The following is a 23954-nucleotide window of genomic DNA, read 5'->3' on the forward strand; positions in this document are numbered from 1 at the left end:
CTGGTGTTCAATACTTTATCATAAATTCACTCAGATTCGCATCAGCCTGTAGATCAAGTTTTTTACGAAGTCGGTACCGTTTTAGCTCAACGCTACGATGAGTGATATTTAATAACTGAGCAATTTCTTTGGTAGACAGGTTCATCCGCAGATAAGCGGCCAGCTTTAAATCACCCTGCCCCAAATCAGGATATTCGTCAAAGAGTCGTTTTAAAAACTGCTCGTGTACTTTATTGAAGTTGGTTTCGAAGATTTTCCAGTCGCGCTCGCTCGAAATATTGGTATCGATCAACGTAGTGATTCGCTGAAAATCTTCACCCGGAAACCGGCTACTCTCTTTTGCTTTCGTTCGATTCAACTCTTCCTTCAACTGCATCAACAGTTCATTCTTATGAATGAGTCCCATCGTTGAATTAGCCAGTTCTTCCGACTTCTGAATCAGGCTTTGCTCCAATTGTTCTTTCTGTAACAATATGATTTTTTGCTGGCTTTTTTCTTCCTGCCGACGCAACTTCGTTTCCATCCGTTTTCGAACCCGATTCTGCTGTATAGTCACCCTGCGCAAATGCAGGACGTATATTAGGCCACAGAACGTAACAAATAAAATAAAGTACAACAATTTGCTCCATACGTTCCAGTACCACGGCGGACGAATTTCAAATGAAAGCGTCGTTTCAGTAGCGTTCAGATTCGATTTTAGATGAAATACGTATTGCCCAGGCGGTAGATTGCTAAATTCTTTCTGGTGGCTAGTTGCATACGGCGACCAGCCACGAGTGCTATTTTCGAGCCAATAGCTGTATTTGACCGGTTGCGTATAATAAGGCGTTGAGAACGTAACAAGTATGGTAGACTCATTAGCATACGAAGCATTTAGGGTCGATTGATTACCCCAGAATATATAGTTTTCTCCCTCCTCATCTGTAGTCTCGATCATTCGAATTAACGCTGGCGGCACTGAATTTACCCGTCGGCTCATTTCTTTTCGGGGTAAGATGGCAAACCCATCCTCTCGGCAAAAAGCGATATATTCTGAATCTATTGGGGCGATTTTCTCAAAATCCTCCACCCACCGATTTGTCTGTACGGGTATATCTGTTGATACCTGACCACGAGCCGGTGTCCATCCAACAGTGCCATCCTGACGTAGTAAAAACAAACTTGAATCAGGGGCTGGAAATATTTTACGAATCGTATTCTCAGCCCACGGGTAAACTGTTGACGCTGGCACAAAACGGTCATGTTGTGGTTCATACACCAGCAATCCCTGAGTCGATGTTACAACAACCCGATTTTGCACCCGGCAGAGATTTAGCACAGGGCTGTTAAACACATCATCTGTGTATTCTTTACTGAACGTAACCCGTTGTAAATCATCAGACAGCCGTATACGTTGCAAGCCCAGGTTCGACGCTTTATTCACCCATATATTTCCTTCCCCATCTTCATCCAGTTGCCGAACCGGAGCCGAAAAGCCCGTAATTGTATGTTGAAAAATCCAGTTACCTGCTTTGTTTTTCTCATAAATAGCCAGACTGGTATAGGTTCCCTGAATAAGTTTGTTCGGATAGCGTTTCAGACGCCCCAACACCCAACCACCTGTTACTGTCGATATCAGGTGAGCCTGCCCATCTTCGATTTGAAAGGTTCCTTTATTATGGCCACACAATAACTGGTTATCCACAACAGCTAAATCCCAAACCTGTCCCTGTGTGCCCGGTATAAGTTTAAACGCATCTGTTGGCTGCTGCAATGACTTGTAATAGACACCCTGGTTTGTTCCCAAATACAGATTATTTTCAAATCGTGCTACATCATAAGGTGTTCCGAGTACCCCTTCTGTATCTGTAAAATACCGGACTGGCGAACTCAGGTTAATCATATCAATTCCCTTATCCAATCCAACCCATAAATTCCCATCAACGTCATCGCACATAGATAGAACAGTGCTATTTTGTAAGCCATTTTTCTGATTGAAGTGATACCGAACCTGTCCGGCAGCATTGGTAATAAATACACCATTAAGCAACGTACCAAATGCATACAATCCCGATTTTAGTCGTACTCCCCGGTTCAGTCGGTCGTGATGGAGCAACGTATTAAGTTGTTGATTGAAGGGTTTAAACGTAGCACCATCGTATACGTAGAGGGCCCGCTCAGTGCCGATCAGGATTTGTTTATCTGCCAGAGGCAGTATCGTATTTATTGTTTCTCGCCCCAGAAAATCGCTGTCTTTCAATAAAGTATACGTATCGCCACGCAACTCGTAAAGCCCTTTTCCTAATACTTCTAGTAGAAGTCGATTATGGACCAAATGAATAAACAAAGTCGTAGATGGCGGAGGTAAAAACTGCATACGTCCTAGCGCATAGCGATAAACGTAAGCAAACGATTGAAAGATCACCCCTTCAGGAGTAATCAAAATATTCCAGACTTCTTCCTGCAAAAACTGCTTTTCACGGATCAGCGGAACCAGCGAATGGTACTTCAGTGTCCCATTCGCTTCCGGAAACCAGTAACCAAATTCACCCAGCGCGCCCGTATAAATTCGCCCTTCCTGATCTATAGCAACCGAACGAATGCGCTGCTTTCGGGGCAACTCATATACCTTCCAGTTGCTACCATCAAATTCAAGTAAGCCCTTAGAATTGGCGAAGTAAATAAAGCGGGTTCGAGGATGCTGCGCACTTCCCCAGTTCTGATTATAGGCACCATACATCTGGCGCGTGTATTGACTAATCTCTGGCAAACAGAAACTATACGGCGACTGCCCCCAGCAAGTTTGTTTGCTTATTGTCAGTACCAGAATCAGGCAAATAAACCACCAGCCGAATGCTAACAAAAAGCTCCTCTCTTTTCTTCTCATAATCTGCCTACGAAAATGGCATGATGTAGTAAAATCATCAAAAATAGATCATAAATGCCCACATGATGTGGTAATGATGTACCCCCATTTTCGCTACTAATTTACTTGTAGCCTACTTTTGTGCAAAAAATAATTAGAAAAATATTGCTAATTCTAGTTATGTCGATACATACCAGAATCAGCAAATAGAGAGTACAAATTTTAACTAATTAATCTATGAACTATTTTTCTCTACGCAGGAAAATGAAAGGGAAGGTCGGCATACTGACCGGTCTACTCCTCCTTTCACTTGCTTATGCGGCCGGGGCAGCCCCGATTCGTATAACGGGTAAAGTCACTGATGGCCCTTCTGGTGTAGGGCTACCCGGCGTAACAGTACAAGTGAAAGGAACCTCAACGGGCACAGTAACGGATGGAACGGGAACGTATTCGGTTCAGGCCGAAGAAAACGGCACTTTGGTTTTTTCAAGTATTGGTTATCAGACGAAAGAGGAAGCAGTAGGCAACCGCACGGTTATTAACGTAGCAATGGCCGAAGACGAAAGATCACTCAATGAAGTAGTTGTAGTGGGCTACGGTACACAGCGTAAAATCGACGTAACGGGCGCAATCGCTCAGGTGAAAGGCGATGAACTGGTTCGCCAGCCTGTATTGTCGGCAACTCAGGCCTTACAAAGTAAAGTTGCTGGTGTGCAGATTATTAACTCGGGAGCTCCAGGGCAAGCACCTGTCGTGCGTATTCGGGGAACAGGTACGTTACTTGGGGGCGCTGACCCGCTCTACGTAGTGGATGGTATTATCACTGAAGACATTCGGAATATCAATACGTCAGATATTACATCGGTCGATATTCTGAAAGATGCTTCAGCAACGGCAATTTATGGTGTACGTGCGGCCAATGGTGTTGTTTTGATTACAACAAAACGTGGTAAATCGGGTGCCCCTCAGGTTACCTACGATGGCTACGTTGGTATCAGAACACTGACAAACCGAGTAAAAATGGCCGATTCGCAACTATTTGCGCAGTATAACAACGAAGCAGTTCGTTACGATAACCCAACCGCTCCGCTCCCATTTGATCCGGCGGCAACTACCACTAATACCGACTGGCTCAAGGCAATCACACGCACTGGTTTTCAGCATAACCATTCGCTATCTGTTAGTGGTGGAACGGATAAGACAACGTATCTATTCAGCGCCGGTTACTTTAGCGAAAAAGGTATACTACGTAGCAACGACTACGACCGGCTTGTGCTACGTCTGAACAACGATTATACGTTATCGCCTGTACTGAAGTTAGGCCATAACCTGAGTTTATCGAACAGCAATTCTACGCTGGCCGATGCTGGTAGCGTATTGTTGGAAGCAACCGACAACATCAGCACTACATCGCCTGTGCGCGGAAGTGGTTCGGTTTATTCAGCCTTTACAACTGCGTATCGGCAAGCTCCGCTGGTACCGGTTCGGAATGCAGATGGCTCATATGGTTTCACGTCTCAGAACAACGTTGCTAATCCATTAGCTACTATCAACTACACGAACTTTCAGGCGAAAGGGCTACGGCTACAAGGGTCTTTCTTTGCCAATCTGACCATTGCTAAGCACATCAACGTCAATTCGAACTTCGGTATTGAGTCGAATAATCTGCGCTCCTATAACTACGAACCCGTTTATCGCGTATCGTCGAATCAGCAGAACCAGATTAGCAAACTAACCGTTGGCCGGTCGAACAATGCTCGTTGGCTCTGGACCAACACCGCAGAATATAGCAATACGTTTGCCGAAAAACACAGTGTTAAACTCCTCGCAGGTTACGTAGCCGAACGTTTTCAGGGCGATGTACTACGTACTGATCGTCAGGACGTACCACCCCAATCGAACTACTTCTTCCTGAATACAGGTAGTGCGGCAACAGCAACGAACGAACAAAGCGGTACACTCGAAACTCGTCAATCATACATTGGTCGGATCAATTATAACTACAGCGATCGCTATATTCTGACGGCTACGGCCCGTTACGATGGTTCAAGTAAGTTTCCGGTCAATAATCGCTGGGGCTTTTTCCCGTCCATTGGTGCAGGCTGGATACTAAGCGAAGAATCATTTATGCGGGGCTCCACTCCCTTCGATCTGTTGAAACTGCGCGCAAGCTGGGGACGTACTGGTAACGACCGGATTCCGGCCAGTGCGTTCTTCTATACCATTGACGGCGGCCTTGATTATGCGTTCGGCCCGAATCAGACAACGCAGCTTGGCCGGACAATTACAGAGCTAATTGACCCGAATCTGCATTGGGAAGTAACAACCGGAACTGACATCGGTCTGGAATTTGCACTGGCTAAAAACCGACTGACTGGCGAAGTGGCGTATTACAACAAACGCACACGTGATGCCCTGTTCCGGAAACCAATTGACGCTATTTTTGGCGATAAAGACGGTTCTTATCTAACCAATGCGGCAACCGTAATGAACCAGGGTTTTGAATTCGGTTTAAACTGGCGCAACACGGTCAACTCAAGTTTCCAGTACAACATTGGCGCGAACGTAACGGCTAACCAGAACCGACTGGAAGATGTACAAGGTGGCTTACCGATTAATGACGGTGGTATTGGCAACGGTCAGTTCACGACTCGTACCGAAGTGGGCCAACCTGTTGGTAGTTTCTGGGTATGGCAAACCAATGGTATTTTCCAGAATCAGGCCGAGATTGATGGGGCTAAAGCTAAAATCGAAGGTACCAAACCTGGTGATTTCCGCTACGTAGATCAGAATAACGATGGCATCATCGACGATAGAGACCGGATTTATGTTGGTTCCTACCAGCCTAAACTCTATTTCGGTGTAAACGGTGGCTTTACGTATCGCGGTTTCGACTTCTCGACCGACTGGTACGCCAATTTTGGGAATCAGGTATATAACGGTAAGAAAGCACAGCGATTCGGTAACGAAAATATCGAAGCCATTCGCGCAGATCGTTGGACTTCGACCAATCCAAGCAATACCGAACCTCGTGCCAGCAACGCCGTTCCTATTTCATCGACCTACTACGTTGAATCGGGCTCCTTCTTCCGGGTCAATAACATAACACTGGGCTACAAACTTCCATCGGCTATTGTGTCGAAGATGAAAATCAGCCGCGCCCGGTTCTATGTAACGGCACAAAACCCGTTCATCATTAAATCGTTCTCGGGCTTCACCCCCGAACTGCCCGGCGGTCCGCTTAACTCAGGTATCGAACTGAGCGGTTATCCTGTCACATCTGCGTATTTGGTAGGCGTAAATCTTGGGTTTTAATCAGACGACATACTACGATGAAAACATCACATAAAGCCATTACTCTTGCCCTGATGGGCGGGCTTACCTTGGCAACGTCCTGCTCAAAAACGTTTCTGGACGTACCACCTCAGGGGCAACAAACCCCAACCGACTTTTTCTCGAGTAACCCGAACGCAGCCACTACGTTAGTTAATGCGGTGTATGCTAAAATGCTCGACTGGAATTTTATTTCGTTTTCCTGGAATGGTGTTACCAGTATGACATCTGACGATGCCGACAAAGGCTCGTCGCCCGGCGATACAGGCACGGATAAAGATCAGATGGATAACCTCACCTTTACGCCATCGAGCCTATCGTTCAATGAAGTATGGGTAGGCCAGTACGAAGGTATTGCCCGGGCCAATCAGGCACTGGACAACCTGCCGAAACTGACCATCAACGATACCTTAAAAACCCGGCTTGTAGCCGAAGCCAGTTTCTTACGGGCTTATTTTTACTTCAATCTGGTTCGTTCGTTTGGCGGTGTTCCTCTGATTACGAAAGTAGCTGACCCTACCAATCAAGCGGATATTCAGAATGGCCGCGTTCGGGCAACGAGTGCCCAGATTTATACGCAAATCGAGAGCGATCTACAAGTAGCTGTAGCTGGCCTACCAGAGAAATCGCAATACAGCAGTGCTGAACTTGGGCGTGCTACGAAAGGATCAGCAAAAACGCTGTTGGCAAAAGTATCGATGTATCAGAAGAAATGGGACGTAGTACAACGCCTAACCGACGAAATCATCGCATCGGGTCAGTATTCGCTACATCCTAAGTATGAGGAGCTCTGGCGCGAATCGACCGAAAACGGCGTTGAGTCCATTTTTGAGATTCAGGGTAAAGGCGTTGCGCCAGCCCGTGGCGCTCAAGGTTACTTTGTTAGTCAGGGAGCCCGTGGCGATGGTGGATGGGGCTGGGGTTTCAATACGCCTTCTGAAGATTTAGAGAAGGCATATGCAACCGGCGATACCCGTAAAGACGGTACTATTATCCGCCGTGGCATGACCCTTTGGGATGGCAGAGTTATCAGTGATAAAGTTGAAAATCCGCGCTACAATTACAAGGCTTATGTCAGCTTCACCAAAGAAACCAACAATGGTGGCGACTGGGAAACGAACAAGAATGTCCGCATTTTCCGCTATGCCGAAGTACTTCTGATGAATGCCGAAGCCGCTAACGAACTCGGAAGTTCAGCAAAAGCTTTGGCATCGTTAAATATGGTTCGGGCGCGGGCACGTGGTGGAGTTACTGGCGTATTGCCGAACGTAACAACCACTGTGCAAGCCGATTTACGTAACGCGATCTGGAGTGAACGGCGCGTAGAATTGGCAATGGAGCATGACCGTTGGTTTGATTTAATACGTCAGGGACGAGCTGCTACGGTCATGAAAGCGCATGGCAAAAACTTCGTAGCGGGCAAGCACGAATTATTTCCAATTCCACAAAATCAGATTCAACTGAGTGGTGGAGTACTAACACAAAACCCTGGTTATTAATTAGTTAATGAGCACCGGAAATTTCTCCTGAAAGAGTATTTCCGGTGCTCTTATTTTCATAGCTCTAGTTTCTGTTTATCTAACTCAACGTTATGAAACAAATTCTGGTTTTCCTTAGCCTATGCAGTTCACTCTCGACAGTACGTTGCCAGCCGAGCGCACAAACGGTTGCTCCGGCACCTGTACAAGCAAGTTTGACAGCATCCGACAACAGCTTTCTGGATAGTCTTCAACATGATACGTTCCGTTTTTTCTGGAATACAACCAATCCTGAAAATGGCTTGGTTGTCGATAGATATCCTAGCCCATCATTTGCCAGTATTGCGGGCGTTGGTTTCGGGCTAACCTCTTACTTAATTGGCGTAGAACGTAATTACATCACCCGCGATCAGGCTGCCGAACGTACCGTAAAAACACTACGTTTCTTCGCGCAGGCGCCACAGTCTGATAAAGCGACCAACGTAACAGGCCACAAAGGTTTTTTCTACCATTTTCTGGATATGAAAACCGGCGAGCGGTTTAAACAGGTTGAGCTTTCGACCATCGACACGGCTTTATTACTCGGCGGTATTCTGAGCGCGCAAACGTATTTCGACAAGAATACATCAATCGAAACCGAAATACGGCAACTGGCCGATCAGATTTACGAACGTGTTGACTGGACATGGATTCAACCCCGGAAACCCTACGTATCGATGGGTTGGCATCCCGAAAAAGGATTTATTGAAGCCGACTGGAAAGGTTATAATGAAGCAATGTTGCTCTACGTATTAGCACTCGGTTCGCCAACGCATCCGGTCGGATCAGAGGTTTGGACAGCCTGGACAAAAACATATCCCTGGGCTACCTTTTACGATCAGGCGCACCTGAATTTCGACCCATTGTTCGGACATCAATATTCGCATTGCTGGATCGATTTTCGGAACATTCGCGACGAATACATGCGCGGACGGGGAATTGATTACTTTGAAAATTCGCGTCGGGCAACTTACGCCAATCGTGCCTATTGTATGACTAATCCGGCTAAGTGGCAGGATTACAGCGCAACTATCTGGGGATTAACGGCTTGTGATGGCCCGAAAGATACCACAATTGCTGGCCGGAATTTCTTTTCCTACCGGGCACGCGGGGCCGCTTCGACCCAGATTGTTGATGATGGAACGATTGCTCCTACTGCCGCTGGCGGCTCAATGGCCTTTGCGCCTGAAATTTGCATACCGGCGTTACGTGCCATGAAAACCAAATACGGCTCAAAACTGTATGACGAGTACGGTTTCCGCGACGCCTTTAATCCGACGTATCGTTATTCTTCTCCATCTGCAAATGGCCCAACGACCAACGGTTGGTTCGATAAAGATTATCTGGGAATCGATCAGGGGCCAATCCTGATTATGGCCGAAAACCTGCGGTCGGGCTTTGTCTGGAACCTGATGAAGAAAAATCCGCACATTAAACGCGGATTGATCAAAGCAGGTTTTACCGGCAACTGGCTGAATTAAAAACCAGATTCATTATCACGGCGGACAGCATGTCCGCCGTGTTTGTTTAGCGTGTTTTATTCTTCAGAATGATAAAGGGCAGATGCGTATTCCAGAATGGCTTCAGGTCTTTCTGAACAATAAACGTCTTCGAGAAATTACCCAGCACTACGTCCTGATCGCCGTCCTGATCGAAGTCGTTCACATCCATACATATCCAGCGTCCAAGCGTACTGACGGGTAGCGCGTGTGGCAGAAAATCCATCGGCTCTTTCTGCTCAAAATAGATACAACCTTCTGACGGATTCTCTTTAAAGTCAGCAAAAAAGGCAATCACCATCATATCTAAGTCGCCATCTTTATCGAAATCGGTAGCGGTCGCTTTTATACAACCGTTGATCGGATAGAAATACGCTTGTTTGTAGCGAAAATCGCCCTGATTCAGATAAATATAGACACCGTGATACGGCTTCAATACCGACGAATAATCGCTGTTATCGCCACAGGTATAGACAATATCCAGCCGACCATCTTTGTTGAAATCAATCAATTGAAAGCTGGTCGAGCCATAAACTGCCGGAAAACGTAATACGTTACGTTCAGTGAAACCACCTTTTTTATCGTTCAGAAACAGCCAGATACCTTCATCAGCATGGGTGAATAACACCATCAGATCGGGCCAGCCATCGTTGTTGAAATCGCCAACGGTTGTCTGAATCGGCCCGGCCACTTCACGTATTGTTTGTTTGATAAATTGTCCATTTGGTTGTTGTTTTAACCAATACAATCCGCCCTGCAAATGGCCGAATCCACAAACAACCCAATCTGTTAACCCATCTTTATTAAGATCAACGGGAACCGACTGCACTGCACGAGGTAAATCGATACCAATTGTCGTAGAGTCAGGCGTTTGGTTTGCAGAAAGCGCCAATGAAATCACTTCCCCTTTGGGCGTATCGATGGCCCGCATGGTTCCCATGGTGGTAAATACGCCCCGCCGATTTCCCTGCTTATCCTGTACAAATTGTGCATTTACCGCAGCCGCTGGCAATTGCCGGAATTTTGTCGGTTGCAGTTGCTGATTCCAGCGGGTCAGATCACTACGTAACGCATCACTCGAATATAACTGATGATCAACCGTATCGACGGCTACCAACGTAGTAATCGACGTTTGGGACGTATCGATTTTCGGTTTTTGTAAATCAAAAATGGCCCAGTCTTCGTCTGGATCAACCGGTACTTTAGCGGGCTTCAGTTTGATTGGGGCTAACGCCTGATAATACAGCAGTAACTTCCGCCAGTTTTCTTCCGAAATGGCAGACCCTGCTTTAGCAAAATACTGCCCACCCGGATAAGCTTCAAGCCCAAGATTGGGTGCCATTGCGGGCAAAACGTGTTCAATCCATGTTTCTTTATCCAGCAAATCGGGTGTTGGAAACTGGTGGCAGCTACTACAATGTTTCTGAGCCAGCTTTTGTCCTTCGGCCAGAATTGGGTCGTGCAGTTTCTCCGAATTATCGATACGGCAACTTTCACCAATTATAAAAAGTATGGCGAAGCTAAGCACATACAGATAAAGACGTTGACGACGAATACGCATAAACAAAACCGTAATTGATATTACCCGAAAAACCCTCCAAACGTATCAAAATCAATTGCTTTTTGAATTTTGTACGACTTTAAAAACGCTTTTAACACGGCGTAATTCGATAATTCCTTAATATCTTTTTTGGTGGCCTTAATATCCTGTTTCAACTGCCGGATATCATTATTGAAACTAAATTCCAGACTCAGGGGCGAACTGACAAACATAAGCGATTTATTCAATGCGGCCGAAAGCTGACTTTGTAATCCATACAGTTCAGCCCCGAGTTCGTCGGCCTGCTGCTTCAGAATTTTATTGTAATAGCGCAATTGATCTTCAGCCAGTGTTTCGAGATGTTGCTGATCGATTCGATTGAATTCGAATTGAAGCCGAAACAACCCAAGCAAATCACTTTTCTCGTAAGCTTCTGTCACGCGTTTCATAATTTCGGTCTTACGAATCTTCTCACTTTCGTCAGGTTCCCGATCTGGGTGAAACGCTTTTACCAAATCCATATAAAGCGTTCGAACGGCTTTCGTAATATTTCGTTCTTCGAGCTGTTTTTTTGCTTCGCGGGCCTGCTGCTTGGCCGATTTCGGCTTTTTGGCTTTACGTTCTTCGGCGTCCTGCTGATGTTGCTGAAATTCAGCCTGTTTAGCCTGCAGTTGTTCCTCCAGATAGGCCATAAATTTATCCTTTGTGCTGACGTCAACATTTTCATCGAACGTAACGCCATACATCGAACTGACCATTTCTTTCATCACCTCCGAAACCTGTTGTTCAGCTTCGTCTTCCGAAGCATCATAACCATCGGTATCATATTTATCATAGATTGGCTTTAACTCATCCAGGCCATGTTCGCTGATAAGATCATAGCTCAGATTCAGAATTAAATCGACCAGTTTTTTCCGTTCCGTCTTTGTTACGTCGGGATGACCATACGCCCGATCAAACAACCGAACCAGATCGGCACGAAGCTTATTGTAATCACGTAGCATTGGTTCGTATTCCGCGTAGATACGCTGCTGAATCTGGTCAGCCGTTGCCCGAAATTGAGCCACTTCGTCTTCAAGCTCCTGAATCTTTTTCGTAAGTCGATTAAATTCTTTCTGCGCTTTCGAAAGCGGAACCTTATCTTTTCCCGGCGTCGGAATACGAACGATTTGTGACATTTGAATGGGGTGTATGGGAAATGCCATTATCATCACGCTTTTACCACCCCCAACCAGCGTTCTGGTTGGGGGTGGTAAACTACTGCCGCGTACCAACCAGATTTAGCATAAAGGCAAACTCCAGCGCAATTTCCTTTAACGCCTGAAAACGCCCCGATGCCCCACCATGACCGGCTTCCATATTAGTATGTAAAAGCAGTTGGTTGTTGTCGGTTTTCAGCGTCCGTAGCTTGGCTACCCATTTGGCGGGTTCCCAATATTGCACCTGCGAATCATGTAAACCTGTGGTTACGAGTAGGTTTGGATAGGCTTGCTTTGTTACGTTATCATACGGCGAATACGATAACATGTAATCGTAATATTGCTTGTTCTTCGGATTTCCCCACTCTTCAAATTCACCCGTTGTCAGCGGAATACTTTCGTCAAGCATCGTCGTTACTACGTCAACAAACGGGACGGCCGCCACTACGCCCCGATATAGTTGAGGAGCCTGATTAACAATTGCACCCATCAGCAAACCACCCGCGCTACCGCCCATAGCAAAGAGCTTATCCGAGCTGGTGTATTTGTTTTTGATCAGGTATTCCGATACGTCCACAAAGTCGTTGAACGTATTTTTCTTCTTCAGCATCTTGCCGTCGTCGTACCACCGACGCCCCATTTCCTGACCACCCCGAATGTGTGCAATGGCGTAGATAAACCCGCGATCAAGCAGGCTCAGGCGCGTAGAGCTAAAACCGGGGTCCATCGAATAACCGTATGAGCCATAAGCATATTGCAGCAACGGAGCCGAACCGTCCTTTTTCGTTCCTTTCCGATAAACCAGTGATACGGGCACTTTCACCCCGTCGCGGGACGTAGCATAGACGCGCTCCGATACGTAGTTATTCTTATCGAAACCGCCCAATATTTCCTGTTGCTTTTTCAGCGTCTTCTCCTTCGTGTCCATATTGTAATCGAAGGTAGAGCTGGGCGTAGTTAGCGATGAATAGGAATAACGTAGCACATTCGTATTGAAATCAGGATTGTAGCCAATGCCTGCTACGTAAGCTGGTTCGCCAAAATCGAGGTACTCATCCGCCTTTGTTTTCTGATTGATCACCCGAATATTCGTCAGGCCAGCTTTCCGTTCGCCCAATACGAGGTGGTTCACAAATACGTCCATATTGGCCAGATAGACATCGGGACGATGTGCGATCACTTCTTTCCAGGCCGTACGATCAGCCGTTTTGCCTTCAGACACCTCCATCAGCCGGAAGTTTTCGGCTTTCCAGTTTGTACGAACGTAGAACTTATTCTGATAGTGAACAATGTCATATTCATGCCCTTTTTCGCGAGGCAAGAACACCTTGAATTCGCCCGTTGGATGACTCGCTTCCAGCAGTCGGTATTCGGTTGATACGCCGTTGTGATCAGAGCCAATCGTTACGTATTTCTTTGATTTCGAGCGACCCAGTCCCATATAAAACTGGTTATCCTTCTCTTCGTAAACCAGTACGTCGGTCTTGGGATCAGCGCCTAATACGTGCCGATACACCTGATAACCCAACAGCGTTTGCGGGTCTTTTTTGATGTAAAACAGGGTTTTGTTATCGGTAGCCCAGGCAAAACTTCCTGCTTCAGTGTCGGGAATAATTTCGGGATATACTTTACCCGTTTTCAGGTTTTTGATACGTAGCGTATACAACCGGCGACTAACGGTATCTTCCGCAAAAATGGCCAGCTCTTCATTATCCGACACTTCGTAGCCGCCGAGCTGGTAATAATTATGCCCTTTGGCTAGTGCGTTGCCATCGAACATAACCTCCTCCGCACCCTGCAACGACCCCTTTTTGCGGCAATAAATCGGATATTCTCCGCCCGTAACGTAGCGGGTGTAGTAAAAATAGTTGCCTTCTTTATAAGGAACAGATTCATCCTGCTGCTTGATCCGTCCTTTCATTTCCTCAAAAAGCTTGTTTTCCAGATCCTTAACCGGCGCCATGATATGGTCGACGTATTTGTTTTCGGCGTTGAGGTAGCTGATTACCTCTGGGTTTTCGCGCTCGTTGAGGTAATAGTAATTGTCGATACGTTTATGGCCATTTGTGATCAGTTCTTTGGGTTTAACAGCCGCTTTGGGCGGGGTTGGAGCCGCACCCGAAGGTGTCGTTTGTGCCTGCGTCATAGTATAATGCGTGAGTATAAACAAAAATGATAGGTAGAGTCGATGCATGGTAGTTGGTTGCTGAGGTGGTAACGTTTTTTTGTAAAAATAAAGTTTTGTTGCACCCTAACTACGTAATGATGGTAAAGTAACGAAACCAGTTCCGTTCTTTGCAGGCTTAACGTAGCGTATTGCGACACAAACATGCTTGAACTCGTTGTTGCTCATTACACCGAAAATCTGAACTGGCTGGGCAATTTACCTGCGGGTCTGACCATAACCGTATACGACAAAAGCCCTGATCATTCGGCTGGCGATACCGCTATTTCCCTGCCGAATATTGGGCGTGAAGCGCATACGTATCTGCATCATATCGTTAGCCGGTACGATTCTCTGGCCCAATGGACAATTTTCTGTCAGGGCAAACCTTTCGATCATGCGTACGATTTCAAGAAACTGCTACGTGCTTTTGTCGCAAATCCAGACGACATCAGTCCAACAGGCTTCCGCTGGCTCGGTCATCTGATCGATACCGACGATAATCAGGGACACCAGCTTTTTAAACCGTGGAGCAAAAATGAAGACGGACGCGGCCTTGATCTACAAGGATTTCATCGTGCGTTGCTCGGTACAGATGGCCCTGAATACTATACCTTTGTTTTAGGAGCCCAGTTTGCGGTGCATCGCAACGTTTTACGGCAACGTACCGTATCGTTCTATGAAAACGCGCTGGCCGTTTCCAGTTCTTTTCCCGATGCCGCTCACTGTTTTGAACGTAGTTGGGATCATGTTTTTGGAATTATCGGCATTGATCGGGACTGGCTCAATGGGCGGCAAACGATTCAACTGAAACCTATGAAGCACCAACACGCGCCGGATGGTCTATCTTCATCCATTTAGTCTATTTTTTCCGGACGCAGTTGAACACTTTTTTACATTCGTGCGTCTAATCTTTCAGTGCTGAAAATCCACTGAACTTTTATATATTTAGCAAAGAATTCTACCATCCAACTCATGGCCCGAACACTCTACGTGCCCCATTACCGGCTCGTTCTGTTCTGCATCGGCACAGCCGGTTTCTTAACTGCTTTCCACCCAAAAAAACTGTCGTTTCAGAAAGCCTTTACCCGAATCAATAAGGAGGTAACGGAGCATAGTCGTGCCTATGAAACGTTAGCCGATGCTTCTCAGAAAGTCGGTCATCGGCTCACCGGCAGCCCCAACGGTACAAAAGCAGAAGCGTATGTTTATCAACTTTTATCGTCGTATGGTTTTCGGGATATTCGGTATGAACCGTTTGAAGTAGAAGCCTGGATGCGCGATACCGTTACGTTGGCGGTGGTACCAAACCGCAGTGATAATTTCCGCGATGTACCGGTAGTAGCGCTGGCCCACTCCCCCATCGATGCCCACATACAGGGCGAAATCATAGACGTTGGGAATGGCTTGGAAGGTGATTTTGCGGCTGTGAAAGATAAGCTGAAAGGTAAAGTTGCCTTGGTGAACATCGGTCTGGCCGCACCGACGAAAGGCGCCCGAAACCTGCATCGTTCAGAAAAAACAGCACTGGCGATTCAACATGGCGCATCGGGGGTTATCATGGTCAATCTGGTTCCGGGCAACGTATTGCTAACAGGTACTGCGTCCGTAACCGGAAAACTGATTCCGATTCCATCGGTGTGTATTTCGCTTGAAAGTGGACAGGCAATTCGGGCCTGGATGCAGGAGGAACCCGGAAAACTGCACGCGCTGATCAACATGACCAACAAAAGCCGGAAAATTCGGGCCCGCAACGTAGTAGCTACGTTGAAAGGCTCGAAATATGCCGACGAAAAAATTATTGTTGGCGGTCACCTCGATTCGTGGGATTTGGCAACCGGCGCTATCGACAATGGTATTGGCTCATTTGCGGTCATCGACATTGCCCGCACGCTCAAATCGTTGAACCTGAAGCCAAAACGCACCATTGAGTTTGTGCTTTTTATGGGCGAAGAACAGGGATTGCTGGGCTCGAAGGCGATGGTCGAAAACCTGAAAAAGAACCGACAACTGGACAATGTTCGCTGTATGGTCAATCTTGATATGACCAACGACCCGAATGGTCTTAATGCCTTTGGTCGTACCGATATGGTTCCTTTTCTGAACACCGTCGGTGAAACCATGAAAGAGATTGAGCCAGCTTTTGCCAACCAAATGCAGAATCAGGCAGGCCTTCACTCTGACCATCAACCGTTTATGCTTGAAGGTGTACCTGTTGTAGGCATGAACGGGCATCTTCCCCGCGAAGTACTCGATTGCTACCACGCCAATTGCGACCGTATGAATCTTGTCAACGCCGACCAGTTGAAAAATACGGTACGTTATTCCAGTATGCTGCTCTACGCCCTCGCTGACGTCGACGACATTCCAACCCGTCGCCAGACCGATACGCAAACCCGCGACTATCTGGTAACGCAGGGACTACGAACTCCTTTACAAATTGCCAACGAGTGGCGCTGGAAAGAATAAATTCACTACGTACCAAAACGAACGTAACAAGAAAGGCGCGGCAAATGTCCGGGCCTTTCTTGTTACGTAGCAGCAAAAATCGTAAACACTACGTCGCTCGGATGAATAGTAAAAAACTATAGGCCAATTCTTTATGTGTAAATCATTCTAATTGGCTTCTGAAGCCGTACAGTATATGTCTCTCGAAAAAAATTCAACTGTCTCGCGGAGAAAATTTCTTGACTTAACCGTTAAAGGAACAGCCATTCTCTCTGGTTTTCCGACAATTGTACCGGCTTCAGTTTTTGGCAAAAACGCCCCTAGCAATCGAATTAACGTAGCAGCTATCGGAACGGGACGTATTTCTCGTGGGCACGATATGCCGGGTGTCTGGCAATATGACAACGCCCTTATCATGGCTGTCTGCGATCTAGACAGTAAACGCGCCGACGATGCTAAAAAGCTGGTTAACGGCTATTACGCCAAGAAAACCGGCAAAGATGGATACGATGGCGTTCGGGTTTACACCGATTACCGGGAACTGCTTCTCAATAAAGATATCGACGCGGTTATTGTCAGCACACCCGACCACTGGCACGCGCCAATTGTGGTGGATGCCGTTCGGGCAAAGAAAGATGTGTATATGCAGAAACCAGCATCGCTCACCATTGCCGAAGGGCGGATGATGGCCGATGCGGTGAAGCAAACGGGGCAGATTGTGCAGGTAGGCAGTCAGCAACGGTCATCGGAGCAGTTCCGCTACGCGGCTGAGTTGGTACGTAACGGACGTATCGGCGAGCTAAAAACCGTTTACGTAGGTCTTCCCGGCGACCCGTCAGGAGATGAGGAAGCCAAGATGCCGGTTCCCAAAAACCTCAATTACGACATGTGGCTCGGCACTACGCCCGATGTATACTACACCGAAAAACGGGTGCATCCACAAGCCGATTACGACCGTCCGGGCTGGCTCCGTTGCGAACAGTTTGGCGCGGGTATGATTACAGGTTGGGGCGCTCACCATATCGACTGCGCACACTGGGCCATGAATACCGAACATACTGGGCCTATCGAAATCTGGGGCAAAGCCGACTTCCCGAAAAGTGGTTTGTGGGATGTGCATGGCATTTTCCGGACGGAAGCACTTTATGAAAACGGCGTTCGTATGGTTGTGAGCAATGAAATTCCGAACGGAATCCGGTTCGAAGGCACCAAAGGCTGGATTTTCGTATCGCGCGGTGATGCGAACGTAACGGCTTCTGATCCAATCGCCAAGCAGAATGCGGCTAAAAAACTGGACGCCAGCGACCCAAAAATTATGACATCAGTCATTGGCCCGAACGAAGTCCATCTGACGGTCAGCAAAGAGCACCACGGCAACTGGTTGGAGAGCATTGCCAGCCGGAAAGATCCAATTGCTCCGGTCGAAGTTGGCCACCGTTCGTGCACAGCCTGTTTGCTGCACCATGCCGCCATGAAATTGAATCGTAAACTCTACTGGGACCCGAAAAAAGAGCAATTCAAAAACGATCCCGAAGCCAACAAACTGCTGTCGCGTCCACAACGAGCCGAATACGCCATTAAAGCGATAGCTTCGGCAAAATAATAAAGAGCGAATGAGTGAAAGGCTGACGTAAGATATTCTGTCGGATAGCCTTTCGCTCATTCACTCTTTCACTCATTCACTCTTTAAAAAAATGAAGTTACTCCCCATTGCTGGTTGCCTGTTCATGGCTACGTTGATTTCGGCTTGCCAATCCTCCGATAAAAAAGAAGCGACCAACGGAGACATCCGCCTGATTACGCTTGACCCCGGCCATTTTCATGCCGCCCTCGTACAAAAAAATATGCTCGAAGGCGTTGATTCGGTTGTGCATGTATACGCACCCGATGGACCTGACCTCCAGCTACATCTCGATAAAATTCAGGGTTTTAACACTCGCGCCGAAGACCCAACCCATTGGAAAGAAGAAGTCTATAAAGGTGCTGACTTTTTCGATAAGATGATGGCCGATAAAGCTGGGAACGTAGTGGTTATGGCCGGAAATAACCGGCTAAAAACCGACTACATCCAGAAAACCATCGGTGCCGGATTCAACGTACTGGCGGATAAGCCAATGGTTATCAACGCGTCGGAATTCGATAAATTGAAAGAGTCGTTTGCCTCTGCCGAGAAAAATAAAGTGTTGCTCTACGACATTATGACCGAGCGCTACGAAATTACCACCATGCTCCAACGGGCATTTTCGCAGCAAGCGGGCGTTTTTGGTACGTTAGAAAAAGGTACGCCCGAAAATCCAGCCGTAACCAAAGAAAGCGTTCACCATTTCTACAAGAACGTATCGGGAAGCATCCTGACGCGTCCGGCCTGGTTTATGGACGTAGCACAGCAGGGCGAAGGCATTGTCGACGTAACAACGCACCTCGTCGACCTTGTGCAATGGGAATGTTTTCCAGAACAAACCATTGATTATCAAAAAGATATCAAACTCAATTCAGCTCGTCGCTCAACTACCGATATGAGCCTGAGTCAGTTCAAAGCCATCACCAAGCAGGATGTTTTCCCCGATTACCTGAAAAAGGACGTAGTGAAAGACAGCATTCTGAAGGTGTACAGCAATGGTGAAATCAATTACCAGCTTCGGGGCGTCAACGCGAAAGTATCGGTTATTTGGGCGTATAAAGCACCCGAAGGCGCAGGCGATACGCATTATTCGATTATGAGAGGTACAAAGGCCAATCTAGTGATACGTCAGGGGGCCGAGCAGAAGTATAAGCCAACCTTATACATCGAATCGGTTGCAGGCAATAAAACGCTGGAAGCCGACGTAAAAGCAGCGCTGCCTAAAATTCAACAGGAGTTTCCAGGCGTAGAGGTTAAGAAACTGGCTAAAGGCTGGGAAGTTACAGTCCCAGAAAAATACAAGGAAGGTCACGAAGCACACTTTGGTCGGGTCGCTCAGAAATACCTCGACTACCTGAAAGCCGGTAGCTTACCAGCTTGGGAAGTGCCCAACATGATTGCTAAATATTACACCACCACGCAGGCGTTGGAGCTGGCGAAGAAAAAATAAAGAGTGAAAGAGCGAAAGAATGAAAGAGTGTATCAACTAACGCGCTTTCATTCTTTCGCTCTTTCACTCATTCACTCTTTATAATCCTATGAACCCAAGACGAAACTTTATTAAGGAAACCATCAGCACAGCGGCTGGGTTGGTTGTTTTGCCTTCGCTGTCAAGCGAATTGATTGGTGCTCCGGCTATTTTACCAAGCCAGTCGCTCGATATGGCCCGGTCTCCAAAAGGAGCCGCACGGATTCGGTTTTCCGTTATTGGCATGAATCACGGGCACATTTATGGGCAGGTCAGTGCTGTTATTCGGGGTGGCGGTGAACTCGTTTCGTTTTATGCAAAAGAAGCTGATTTAGCCGCTGACTTTGCAAAACGTCATCCACAGGCGAAACAAGCCAAAAGCGAAGCCGAAATTCTGGAAGATAAATCAGTTCAACTAGTGCTGAGTTCGGCTATTGCCAACGAACGTGCACCGCTCGGGATTCGCGTGATGAAGTCGGGGAAAGATTTCATGTCCGATAAACCCGGCATTACCACCCTCGACCAATTGGCAGAAGTTCGTAAGGTTCAAAAAGAAACCAAGCGAATTTACTCCATAATGTATAGCGAACGCCTTGAAAATAAGGCAACTGTCAAGGCAGGGGAATTAGTTAAAGCGGGGGCAATTGGTAATGTAATCCAGACCATTGGCTTAGGCCCGCACCGTATTAATCCCAAAACGAGAGCGCCCTGGTTTTGGGAGAAGAAACAATTTGGCGGCATCATCTGCGATATTGGCTCGCACCAGTTCGATCAGTTTTTATTTTTCACCGGCTCAACCAAAGCCGATATTGTTGCGGCTCAGGTTGGTAATGTGCATTATCCACAATACCCTAATTTTGAGGATTTTGGCGACGTAATGCTACGTGGCGATGGCGGTGTTGGCTACATCCGTGTCGACTGGTTTACGCCTGACGGACTGAAATCGTGGGGCGATGGACGTCTGACGATTCTGGGGACGGAAGGCTTTATTGAAATCCGTAAAAACATTGATCCAGCCGGACGCGAAGGTGGCAGTCACTTATTCATCACCGACCAGAAAGAAACCCGCTACGTTGATTCGAGCAAAGTGGAACTTCCTTACGGCGAACAACTGGTAAACGACGTATTGAACCGTACCGAAACGGCCATGTCGCAGGAACACTGTTTGCTGGCGGCAGAGCTTTCGATTAAGGCGCAGAAACAGGCGCAGGAGATTCATCTGAAAAAGTAGTGAACTTACGTTAGTGAATAGCATGGTTGATCCAGGCAGTTTTCACCCATGAAATGGATTACCCGCACCCGTCCAAAAATCGACCGGATTGCCTGCCCTTGGTTAATCCGGCGATTTATTGACGCACAGGCAGAGTTCATTTTTGTTCCTGATAGTGAAGTACTTGAACAAGCACAAATACATCAGGCTACTCCGTTCGACGTGCCCGGCGCAGAGCTTTCTCACTACGACCGACAATGCACGTTCGACTATTTTCTAAAAAAGTATAAGCTCACCGACTCCGCTTTACACGCGATGGCTCCCATTATTCGCGGGGCCGATACGGATGACCATTCTATTGCTCAACAGGCAGCGGGTTTATGGGCAATATCGGCGGGTCTGGCGTATAATTATAAAAATGATTACGAGCTTCTGGAGCAGGGCATGATTTTATATGACGCGCTTTACAGTTGGGCCAGGAATCTTCAACATGAAAGTCATACCCAAAACCCAACCGAATACGCGCTGTTAGAGATTTTCAACAGCTATATTAAAAGTAAGAAAGGTAAAAATAAAAAAGTACCCGTCTGGATTACAGAACTGGAAGAGTTGCTCCAGGATCATATCGATACAAATCTGACTATCAGCCTGAAAGGAATTGCGGAGACTGTCCAGTTAAATCCAACCTACCTTTCCCGCGAATTTTCAACCTATTTTGATAATCTGTCGTTTGGCGAATACATTCGTAAGCTTCGCATCGAGAAATCCATTCAACTGCTTGAGTCGACAGCCTACTCTTTATCGGAAATTGCTTACCTGACTGGCTTCTCTGATCAAAGTCATTTCACTCGAATTTTCAAGAAACATACGGGCGCAAATCCGTCTATTTACAAGAAAAAACGAGTAAAAAGTAAAGCCGATACAAACGGATAATTCCATTCTATTTTACAAAAAATGACCGTTGTAGCATTGCAGATTGATAGCTGATACATCATCCACAGCTACCTATCTGTCATGATTGAAATCCAATTATTACCTCATTTTAAAAGTTATCTATTTTTAGCCATTTGCTTATCGTATAGCTGTTTACCTGCATCGACATTGGCTCAGGAAACGACTCCAGTTTATCCGCGTATAGCTGGTTACGTTGGTATTTTACATCCACTTATTACAATTGATAAAAACGCTACGCAGGTAAATTTTAGAGATTACTACGTAGTAGGTTTGCCAACAGGCATAAACATCTGGAAAAATTCTAAAATTGGTTTTTCAGCCGAATTTGTTCCAATTATTCGGGCCGAAAACGGAACAAGTCGAATGGCCAATTTCCTCTTTCATCCCGGCTTGCTGGTAAATGTAGGGCATGGTTTTACCTTCGTAGGAAGGGCTGCTTTTGAGACGGCCGGACGCTACGGATTTACCCCCGTATTGAATAAAGTGGTTAAGCGGAATAAGGGTAGTACGTATTTTGTGGCCGTGCCTATTCCTGTCCGTTTCGGCAATAACCATCCTGCTTCCGTAACGATTGGTTTTCAGTTCGGGATCGGATTCTAAGGCTAGTAGTCAGTCTTGCAAATAGTTTCTCAACCAAGTTGACTGTATATAAACAACCATATTTTGACAATATGACTATTTGCTAAAACGGCATTATTAAACAGATAAAGTGCTTAGTAGTTAGTCAAGACGCCACTGAAATCAGCAACTGGTTTACCATCTTTGTGAGCATAAAAGGATATCCTACATGCCTGCTACTATTCTGCTCATCGACGATGAGTCGCGGTTGCGTCAGTTGCTGGCGCGGATTCTGGAACTCGAAGGCTACACCGTACTGGAAGCCGAAAACGCCCGCGCTGGTCTTCGCGTTCTCGAACGTGACGAAGTACAACTGGTTATCAGCGACGTAAAACTCCCTGACAAAAACGGCATTGAACTTTCAGCGCAGATCAAACAACTCTATCCGGCTACCGAAATCATTGTTTTAACCGCCTACGGCACTATCTCCGACGGCGTAACGGCCATTAAAAACGGTGCTTTCGATTACATTACCAAAGGCGATGATAACGACCGGATTATTCCGCTGGTGAGCCGGGCCGTTGAAAAGGCAAATCTGCAATTTCGCATCAAACAACTTGAGCAACAGGTCAATCGTCGGTACGGTTTCGAGAACATTATCGGGCAGTCCAAAACGATCCAGCAGTCTGTAGAGTTAGCGCGTAAGGTGGCAGTTACCGATACAACCGTATTACTGACTGGCGAAACTGGCACGGGTAAAGAAGTCTTTGCGCAGGCTATTCATCAGACCAGCCCCCGACGAGCTGCTACGTTCGTTGCCATTAACTGCGGAGCCTTAGGCAAAGATATTCTGGAAAGTGAGTTGTTCGGGCACCGTGCCGGAGCGTTTACCGGAGCCAGCCGTGACCAGAAAGGGCTGTTTGCTGAGGCTAACAAAGGCACTATTTTTCTGGATGAAATCGGCGAAATGCCGCTGGATTTACAGGCAAAACTGCTACGTGTACTCGAAACGCACGAGTTTCTGCGCGTGGGCGACACCAAACCGACCAAAACTGACGTGCGGGTGATTGCGGCTACCAATCGGAGTCTTGAACAGGAAGCCAACGCCGGGCATTTTCGACTCGATTTATACTATCGTTTGTCGGTCTTTCAGATTGAATTACCCCCACTACGTAATCGCCGTGAAGATATTCCGAATCTGGCCGATCAGTTTGCTCGTCAGTATGCGGCCAAATTGGGCCGACGTGACGTAGTACTTCATGCTACGTTCGTTCAGAAGCTCCAGCAACATCTCTGGAAAGGAAATATTCGGGAGTTAAAAAACGTCATTGAACGGGCTGTTATTCTGGCCGATTCGCCACAAAATGGTCCGCTTGAGCTTACTACCGATTTGCTTCCCTACGAAATGCAGGTTACTATCCCGACAGATGGGAGTCACAACGAAACTGCGCTGGATTTAGCAACCGTCGAACGGCAACATATTCAGCGTGTTTTACAGCACACAAACGGTAACAAAACGGAAGCTGCGCGGTTATTAGGCATTGGGTTAACCAGCCTCTATCGAAAATTGAGTGAAATGGATACCTTGCAGTGATAAC

General features: G+C 46.9%; 15 protein-coding genes. 11 read left to right on the plus strand and 4 right to left on the minus strand.

The genetic code is table 11. The annotated features are described in order from the left end of the window. Positions 1–7 precede the first annotated feature (7 nt). Positions 8–2866: a two-component regulator propeller domain-containing protein gene (locus tag ACYVD4_RS00905; protein WP_460941729.1), complete on the minus strand. Its 2859-nt coding sequence runs from the start codon at positions 2864–2866 to the stop codon at positions 8–10. A gap of 216 nt (positions 2867–3082) precedes the next feature. Between ACYVD4_RS00905 and ACYVD4_RS00910 the strand changes: the two genes are divergently transcribed. The 3 genes from ACYVD4_RS00910 to ACYVD4_RS00920 all read left to right on the plus strand — a co-directional run bounded on the left by ACYVD4_RS00910 (position 3083) and on the right by ACYVD4_RS00920 (position 9176). Further along, positions 3083–6160 carry a SusC/RagA family TonB-linked outer membrane protein gene (locus ACYVD4_RS00910; RefSeq protein ID WP_460941730.1) on the plus strand — a complete coding sequence of 1026 codons (3078 nt, stop codon included), beginning with the start codon at positions 3083–3085 and terminating at the stop codon, positions 6158–6160. A gap of 17 nt (positions 6161–6177) precedes the next feature. After that, the gene (locus ACYVD4_RS00915; RefSeq protein WP_460941731.1) at positions 6178–7677 is read left to right on the plus strand and encodes a RagB/SusD family nutrient uptake outer membrane protein; all 1500 of its coding nucleotides are present in this window, start codon (positions 6178–6180) and stop codon (positions 7675–7677) included. 92 nt (positions 7678–7769) lie between these two features. Beyond that, positions 7770–9176, plus strand: coding sequence for a glucoamylase family protein (locus ACYVD4_RS00920; protein WP_460941732.1), 1407 nt, complete (start codon positions 7770–7772; stop codon positions 9174–9176). A gap of 46 nt (positions 9177–9222) precedes the next feature. Here the strand turns inward: ACYVD4_RS00920 and ACYVD4_RS00925 are convergent, their stop codons facing one another. The 3 genes from ACYVD4_RS00925 to ACYVD4_RS00935 form a co-directional block, all read right to left on the minus strand. After that, positions 9223–10755, minus strand: coding sequence for an FG-GAP repeat domain-containing protein (locus ACYVD4_RS00925; RefSeq protein ID WP_460941733.1), 1533 nt, complete (start codon positions 10753–10755; stop codon positions 9223–9225). A gap of 20 nt (positions 10756–10775) precedes the next feature. Beyond that, positions 10776–11912 carry a hypothetical protein gene (locus ACYVD4_RS00930; RefSeq protein WP_460941734.1) on the minus strand — a complete coding sequence of 379 codons (1137 nt, stop codon included), beginning with the start codon at positions 11910–11912 and terminating at the stop codon, positions 10776–10778. 79 nt (positions 11913–11991) lie between these two features. Continuing rightward, the gene (locus tag ACYVD4_RS00935; protein ID WP_460941735.1) at positions 11992–14127 is read right to left on the minus strand and encodes a S9 family peptidase; all 2136 of its coding nucleotides are present in this window, start codon (positions 14125–14127) and stop codon (positions 11992–11994) included. A 135-nt stretch (positions 14128–14262) separates the two neighbouring features. Here ACYVD4_RS00935 and ACYVD4_RS00940 point away from each other — a divergent pair, with 135 nt between their 5' ends. The 8 genes from ACYVD4_RS00940 (at position 14263) to ACYVD4_RS00975 (ending at position 23950) form a co-directional block, all read left to right on the plus strand. Next, on the plus strand, positions 14263–14958 hold the full coding sequence (locus tag ACYVD4_RS00940; RefSeq protein ID WP_460941736.1) for a DUF3431 domain-containing protein: 696 nt from the start codon (positions 14263–14265) through the stop codon (positions 14956–14958). 114 nt (positions 14959–15072) lie between these two features. Next, entirely contained in the window at positions 15073–16566 is a 1494-nt protein-coding gene (locus ACYVD4_RS00945) for a M20/M25/M40 family metallo-hydrolase (RefSeq protein WP_460941737.1), read from the plus strand. Positions 16567–16741: 175 nt separating this feature from the next. Continuing rightward, on the plus strand, positions 16742–18148 hold the full coding sequence (locus ACYVD4_RS00950; RefSeq protein WP_460941738.1) for a Gfo/Idh/MocA family protein: 1407 nt from the start codon (positions 16742–16744) through the stop codon (positions 18146–18148). A 91-nt stretch (positions 18149–18239) separates the two neighbouring features. Next, complete coding sequence (locus ACYVD4_RS00955) at positions 18240–19616, plus strand: putative oxidoreductase C-terminal domain-containing protein (RefSeq protein ID WP_460941739.1); 1377 nt, start codon at positions 18240–18242, stop codon at positions 19614–19616. Between the two features lie 88 nt (positions 19617–19704). Then, positions 19705–20865 carry a Gfo/Idh/MocA family protein gene (locus ACYVD4_RS00960; RefSeq protein WP_460941740.1) on the plus strand — a complete coding sequence of 387 codons (1161 nt, stop codon included), beginning with the start codon at positions 19705–19707 and terminating at the stop codon, positions 20863–20865. 48 nt (positions 20866–20913) lie between these two features. Next, complete coding sequence (locus ACYVD4_RS00965; protein ID WP_460941741.1) at positions 20914–21777, plus strand: chromate resistance protein ChrB domain-containing protein; 864 nt, start codon at positions 20914–20916, stop codon at positions 21775–21777. Between the two features lie 81 nt (positions 21778–21858). After that, positions 21859–22398: a hypothetical protein gene (locus tag ACYVD4_RS00970; RefSeq protein ID WP_460941742.1), complete on the plus strand. Its 540-nt coding sequence runs from the start codon at positions 21859–21861 to the stop codon at positions 22396–22398. Positions 22399–22585: 187 nt separating this feature from the next. Next, positions 22586–23950: a sigma-54-dependent transcriptional regulator gene (locus ACYVD4_RS00975; protein ID WP_460941743.1), complete on the plus strand. Its 1365-nt coding sequence runs from the start codon at positions 22586–22588 to the stop codon at positions 23948–23950. Positions 23951–23954 lie beyond the last annotated feature (4 nt).

The organism is Spirosoma daeguense (assembly GCF_054776875.1).